Source organism: Deltaproteobacteria bacterium, assembly GCA_016219225.1.
In the GTDB taxonomy this organism is placed as follows: domain Bacteria; phylum Desulfobacterota; class RBG-13-43-22; order RBG-13-43-22; family RBG-13-43-22; genus RBG-13-43-22.
Genome location: JACRBX010000187.1, coordinates 1 through 5,535, shown reverse-complemented (window position 1 = coordinate 5,535; position 5,535 = coordinate 1). Strand labels below are relative to the sequence as shown.

At 48.0% G+C, this 5,535-nt stretch carries 9 protein-coding genes and 1 tRNA gene; all 10 read right to left on the bottom strand.

What is annotated here, in order from left to right:
• On the bottom strand, positions 1–1,530 hold a 1,530-nt coding region (locus HY879_16080), incomplete at its 3' end, for a DNA-directed RNA polymerase subunit beta (protein MBI5604857.1).
• Between the two features lie 220 nt (positions 1,531–1,750).
• Entirely contained in the window at positions 1,751–2,122 is a 372-nt protein-coding gene (gene rplL, locus HY879_16075) for a 50S ribosomal protein L7/L12 (GenBank protein ID MBI5604856.1), read from the bottom strand.
• Between the two features lie 44 nt (positions 2,123–2,166).
• Positions 2,167–2,688, bottom strand: a complete 522-nt coding sequence (locus HY879_16070) for a 50S ribosomal protein L10 (protein ID MBI5604855.1) — start codon at positions 2,686–2,688, stop codon at positions 2,167–2,169.
• A gap of 216 nt (positions 2,689–2,904) precedes the next feature.
• Positions 2,905–3,609 carry a 50S ribosomal protein L1 gene (locus HY879_16065; protein MBI5604854.1) on the bottom strand — a complete coding sequence of 235 codons (705 nt, stop codon included), beginning with the start codon at positions 3,607–3,609 and terminating at the stop codon, positions 2,905–2,907.
• A gap of 28 nt (positions 3,610–3,637) precedes the next feature.
• Positions 3,638–4,060, bottom strand: coding sequence for a 50S ribosomal protein L11 (gene rplK, locus HY879_16060; GenBank protein MBI5604853.1), 423 nt, complete (start codon positions 4,058–4,060; stop codon positions 3,638–3,640).
• Between the two features lie 38 nt (positions 4,061–4,098).
• Complete coding sequence (gene nusG, locus HY879_16055; protein ID MBI5604852.1) at positions 4,099–4,629, bottom strand: transcription termination/antitermination protein NusG; 531 nt, start codon at positions 4,627–4,629, stop codon at positions 4,099–4,101.
• Between the two features lie 17 nt (positions 4,630–4,646).
• Positions 4,647–4,835: a preprotein translocase subunit SecE gene (gene secE, locus HY879_16050; protein ID MBI5604851.1), complete on the bottom strand. Its 189-nt coding sequence runs from the start codon at positions 4,833–4,835 to the stop codon at positions 4,647–4,649.
• Between the two features lie 243 nt (positions 4,836–5,078).
• A tRNA-Trp gene (locus HY879_16045) sits at positions 5,079–5,155 on the bottom strand.
• A 28-nt stretch (positions 5,156–5,183) separates the two neighbouring features.
• Positions 5,184–5,336, bottom strand: a complete 153-nt coding sequence (gene rpmG, locus HY879_16040) for a 50S ribosomal protein L33 (GenBank protein MBI5604850.1) — start codon at positions 5,334–5,336, stop codon at positions 5,184–5,186.
• Positions 5,337–5,444: 108 nt separating this feature from the next.
• On the bottom strand, positions 5,445–5,535 hold a 91-nt coding region (locus HY879_16035), incomplete at its 5' end, for an elongation factor Tu (protein MBI5604849.1).

Here is a 5,535-nt window from a genome sequence, read left to right as displayed (position 1 = left end):
GACTACCGCCGCCACCGGTTTGGGATTGATCAAATCATGGGGCATCAAGGTTTCAATTTCCTGCAAGGTCATCCGTTCCTTGATGGTACGCTCCATCCGCACCAGGCCGATCCGGTATTGGTTTTCCAGGAGTTCCCCTACGGCTCGGACCCGCCGGTTTCCAAGATGATCGATATCATCCACCGGCCCGTTGGTATCCTTCAGCTCGATTAATTTCTTGACCGCCAACAAGATATCTTCTTTGCGTAAGGTCCGCTCGTCTAAAGGAATTTCCTGTCCCAATCTCCGATTCAGCTTAAGCCGGCCCACGGTGGAAAGGTCGTAATTTTCCGGATTGAAAAACAGATTCTGAAAGAAGTTATTGGCCACTTCCAGGGTCGGGGGATTACTGGGGCGCAATTTTTTGTAGATTTCCAGTATAGCTTCTTCCGAATTGGAAATCTTATCGATTACCAGGGTATCCCGGAGGGACGAACTGACATTGACGCCGTCGATGAACAGCAGATCGAAATAGCCGATCTTTTTCTGGACAATCAGGTTCAACTTCTCCCGGGTCAGGGCCTCATTACTGGCCACTAATACTTCACCGGTCCCTGGATCAACCACATCCTGGGCCAGGTAAAACCCTTCGATATCTTCATTTTTGGCCGGGAGCGAGGAAATCTCGGCCTCCTGAAGCATCCTGATAATTTTTTTATTGATTTTTTTATTTTTCTTGGCAATGACCTCCCCGGTCAAGGGGTGGATGATATCCCGGGGGGCCTTTTTGCCTAAAAGAAAATCGGGATTGACTTCCCGTCTCATTTTCCCGTCATCTAAGGTGATCCGTTCCCGTTCATAAAAGAAATTCAATAAATCCTGGTTGTTATATCCAAGGGCCTTTAACAGGATGGTAACGGGGAATTTGCGACGGCGGTCAATCCGCACATACAACATGTTCTTGGGATCAAACTCGAGATCGATCCAGGATCCCCGTAGGGGAATAATCCGGGCCGAGTACAATAAGCGCCCGCTGCTATGGGTCTTCCCCTTATCATGATCGAAGAAAATACCCGGGGAACGGTGAAGCTGGCTGACCACCACCCGTTCCGTCCCATTAATGATAAAAGTACCTTTATCGGTCATCAAGGGGATGGTTCCGAAATAGATGTCTTGTTCCTTAATATCCCGGATGGTCTGACTGCCGGTGTCTTTATCGAGATCGTAGACGATCAGCCGGACGGTGATTTTCATCGGAACTTCGTACGTCATCCCCCTTTGGAGACATTCCCCTACATCATATTTGACCTCTCCAAAAGAATAACGGACAAATTCCAGGGACGACATACCACTGAAGTCCCGGATCGGAAAGACGCTTTTAAATACCCCCTGGAGACCAGTGATCTCCCGTTGTTCCGGATCGGTATCTTTTTGCAGAAGCCGTTCATAGGACTGCTTTTGCATATCGATCAAATTGGGGATATCGATAATTTTTTCAATGCGTCCGAAATTTTTTCGGAATCGGACGTTATGAATGGACCGTTCTGTCATTCTTACTCCTTCCTGAGTTTAAGGAAGTTTAAATTCTTACTCAGCGATTCAGAGTTTCGGGTTTCGGGTTGCGCGTTTAGAAATCAAAACATTATCACCCGTAACTCGTAACGCCCGAGTATCCTGCCGAAGGTTAATCCTCACCCCCCTTCTATATTTTCAAATTTTGCAGAAAATATAGGGAAAGGTGAGGATTGAATTTATCCTGCCAAGAAACCGGTTATTTAATTTCTACCGTCGCGCCGGCCTCTTCCAATTGTTTTTTTACTTTTTCAGCCTCTTCCTTGGAAACCCCTTCTTTAATCGGATTGGGTAAATTTTCTACCGCATCCTTGGCCTCTTTCAGTCCCAGGCTGGTAATGGCACGAACCTCTTTGATCACTTGGATTTTCTTTTCTCCGACCCCGGTGATGATCACCGAAAATTCCGTCTGCTCCTCTTTAACCGGGGCTTCGGCCGCCGGGGCCATTCCCATGGCCATAACCGGAGCAGAGGCCTTAACGCCGAACTTATCTTCCAGCTCTTTAACCAACTCAGACAGTTCTAAGACCGTCATATTCGCAATAAACGCAATCACATCTTCTTTGGTAATATTCTCAGCCATCGTAATAGATCCTCCTTATTTCTTCTTGTTCCTTAGGCCTTGGCTTTTTGTTCTTCAATGGCCTTTAAGGTTCCCATAAATTTCTGAATGACTCCGGCCAGGGTAGATACGAAACCCGTCGGTACGGCAATAAGCGATGAAAGCACCTGCCCCAACAAGACTTCACGGGAAGGCATTTTAGACAACTGTTGGATTGCTTCCCCGGAGAGCGGTTTTCCTTCCAGTACGCCTCCCTTGAAGACAAAGGCCTCCCGGTTCTTGGCAAAATCCGCTAATATCTTTGCCGAGGCCACCGGATCTTGATAACTTACGGTTATCCCGCAAGGCCCGACAAAAAGATCTTTCAAGGCTGAAATAGGGGTTTCCTGGGAAGCCCTAAAAAACAGGGTATTTTTAACAACCTGGTATTCATCGCCGCCCTGATGCAGGTCCCGACGTAAGCGGTTTAACGATTCGACATTTAACCCGCGAAAATCCGTTATAAAAACGGCCTTGGCTTGTGTTAAACGTTGATGGAGGTCGGCCACGATCTTTTCCTTCTCCGCCCGTTTCAATGATTGGTTCCTCCTTTCTTAGGTTTTTGATAAGGTTTTAAAGTCCGTGGCACCGATGGTTGAGCCCAAATTCCCATGATACGAGTCTCGGTAGGCAGAAAGGGTTCAATTATGCCTTAAAAAGGCACCTACGGTCTTCGACCCTAAAACCGTTACTGGTTACTCGTTACTGGTTAGTGGTTCTAACAAGGAACCAGCAACCAGCAACAAATTTTTTTACTTGGCTATTTCTTTGACAAAGGCCGGATCGATCTTGATCCCCGGACCCATGGTCGTTGAAATAGTAACACTCTTTAAATAGGTCCCTTTGCTGCTCGAAGGCTTAAGCCGCAACAGGATATCGAACAGGGACAGGATATTGGGCATCAGTTTTTCAGCCCCGAAAGAAACGCGCCCCACCGGAGCATGAACGATCCCATTTTTTTCCACCCGAAACTCAATTTTACCGGCTTTAATTTCACGGACCGCCTTGGCCACGTCAAAAGTTACGGTGCCGGTTTTGGCATTGGGCATCAAGCCCCTGGGGCCTAAAATCTTCCCGATTTTTCCAACCGTACCCATCAAATCCGGTGTGGCCACGGCTTTGTCGAAATCCGTCCAGCCACCCTTTATTTTTTCAATAATCTCTTCGGACCCCACGATGTCGGCCCCGGCCTCCAAGGCCTCCCGCTCTTTTTCTCCCTTGGCAAAGACCAGGACCCGGGTGGTTTTTCCCGTTCCGTTAGGCAGGACAACGGCCCCCCGGACCATTTGATCGGCATGACGGGGGTCGACCCCCAAACGAACCGCCAGGTCCACGGTTTCATCAAACCGGGTAAATGAAGAAGATAAGGCCAACTGAACCGCCTCCTCCAAAGGATAGCGTTTAGTTCGATCCACCTGGTCCACGGCTTTTTTATATTTTTTTCCTCGATCTGGCATAATGTTCTAACCCACCTCTCTAACGATCTTAGCCAACCTCAATCCCCATACTCAGTGCAGTGCCCTCAATAATCTTCTTGGCTGCTTCCAGGGTGTTGGCGTTTAAATCCGGCATTTTGAGTTTTGCTATTTCCTCAATCTGTTTTGAACTGACCTTGCCGACCTTGTCCCGATTGGGGATTTTGGAGCCTTTGGCAATCTGTGCGGCCTTTTTTAATAAAATCGAGGCCGGGGGAGTCTTGGTAATAAAGGTAAAAGACCGGTCGGAAAAAACAGTGATAACCACCGGGATAATCATCCCCTCCTGCCCTTGGGTCCGGGCGTTAAAGGCCTTACAAAACTCCATGATATTGACCCCGTGTTGACCAAGGGCCGGCCCGATCGGCGGTGAGGGATTGGCCTGGCCCGCGGACACCTGTAGTTTAATATAGGCGACAATTTTTTTGGCCATTATGAATATTCTCCTTACTGAATCTTAACTTAAAAACTTTAAAATTTAGCCACTTGAACAAAATCGAGTTCAACCGGGGTGGCGCGGCCGAAAATACTGATCAGGACCTTGATCTTCCCCTTATCCGGCTTGACTTCTTCCACCACGCCGTTAAAGTTGGAAAAGGGTCCATCTATCACCCGGACTTCATCCCCTTCTTCAAAATAAAACTTGGGCTTAGGTTTGATGGCCCCTTCAGCCATCTGTTCGATGACCTTCATGGCTTCTTCGTCCGGGATAGGAACCGGTTTGTTTTTCTCCCCGATAAATCCGGTAACCTTGGGGGTATCTTTGACCAAATGCCAGGTCTCATCATTAAGTTCCATGCGGACCAGAATATACCCCGGGTAAAATTTTCGTGAAGAGGTCTTACGCTCCCCTTTGACCAATTCCACCACCTTTTCAGTGGGGACCAAAATCTCCGAGAAAAGATCTCCTTTTCCCAAAGACTTGACGTGTTCCTCCAAAGCCGACTTAACCTTATGTTCAAAACCGGAGTAGGTATGAACAATATACCATTTGTGTGCCACGGGTCACCCTTTTCGCACTAAGCTCTTTTTAAAATAACCGCCACCGCTTTGGCCAGTCCCACATCCAGAAGTCCCAGAAAAAAGGCGACAATAACGGATAGGATAATCACCATACCGGTCGCAGCGATCGTTTCTTTCCGGGAGGGCCAGGTTACCTTTTTGAGTTCAATGCGAACCTCCCGGAAAAAGTCTTTGACCTGTCCGATCCATTGATTCTTCCCCACCCATTTGGCGGCCAGGCTTTCGGCCGGTTCCTCTTTAAGGTTCGATTTTTTCAGGGTTCCTTTAGGTTTGGCTTTGGGGGCAACCGAAAGATCCTCCCCTTTTTCCGATCCCTTGGCTTTTTCCTCAAGCCCCGTTTCGGATTCCCCCACCTCATTTTTCTTCTTGGTCTTGATCTTTTTCATACGCTCCAAGGGCCTTTTTGCAATTTGATTCCCGATAGCATTTGGCAGGCCAGGAGGGATTCGAACCCCCAACACCCGGATTTGGAGTCCGGTGCTCTAACCATTAGAGCTACTGGCCTGTGCCAGGTGGCAAACACCCGAATGAACCTATTTCGTTTCTTTGTGTACCGTATGACTCTGGCAAGAGGGACAGTACTTCTTAAACTCCAACTTATCCGGGGTTTTCTTTTTATTCTTGGTAGTGGTATAGTTTTTTCTTTTACACCCGGTACAAGACAAGATTACAATATCGCGCATAATCGATCCTAACTTTACAGTATCCAGGAGCCGGGAGTCTGAATCCGGAAGGCTTCTTCTCCCCCGGTTTTTTCATTCTGAATTCCGGCTTCTGAATTCTGAATTCTTTCTTTATTCGATAATCTCGGAGATAACACCGGCGCCGACCGTTCGGCCCCCTTCCCGGATGGCAAATCGAAGTTCCTTCTCCATGGCGATCGGG

Coding starts and splice junctions, on each gene's coding strand:
- HY879_16065 (MBI5604854.1), bottom strand. CDS start 3,609: ATGCCAGATCGAGGAAAAAAATATAAAAAAGCCGTGGACCAGGTGGAT.
- rplK (MBI5604853.1), bottom strand. CDS start 4,060: ATGGCCAAAAAAATTGTCGCCTATATTAAACTACAGGTGTCCGCGGGC.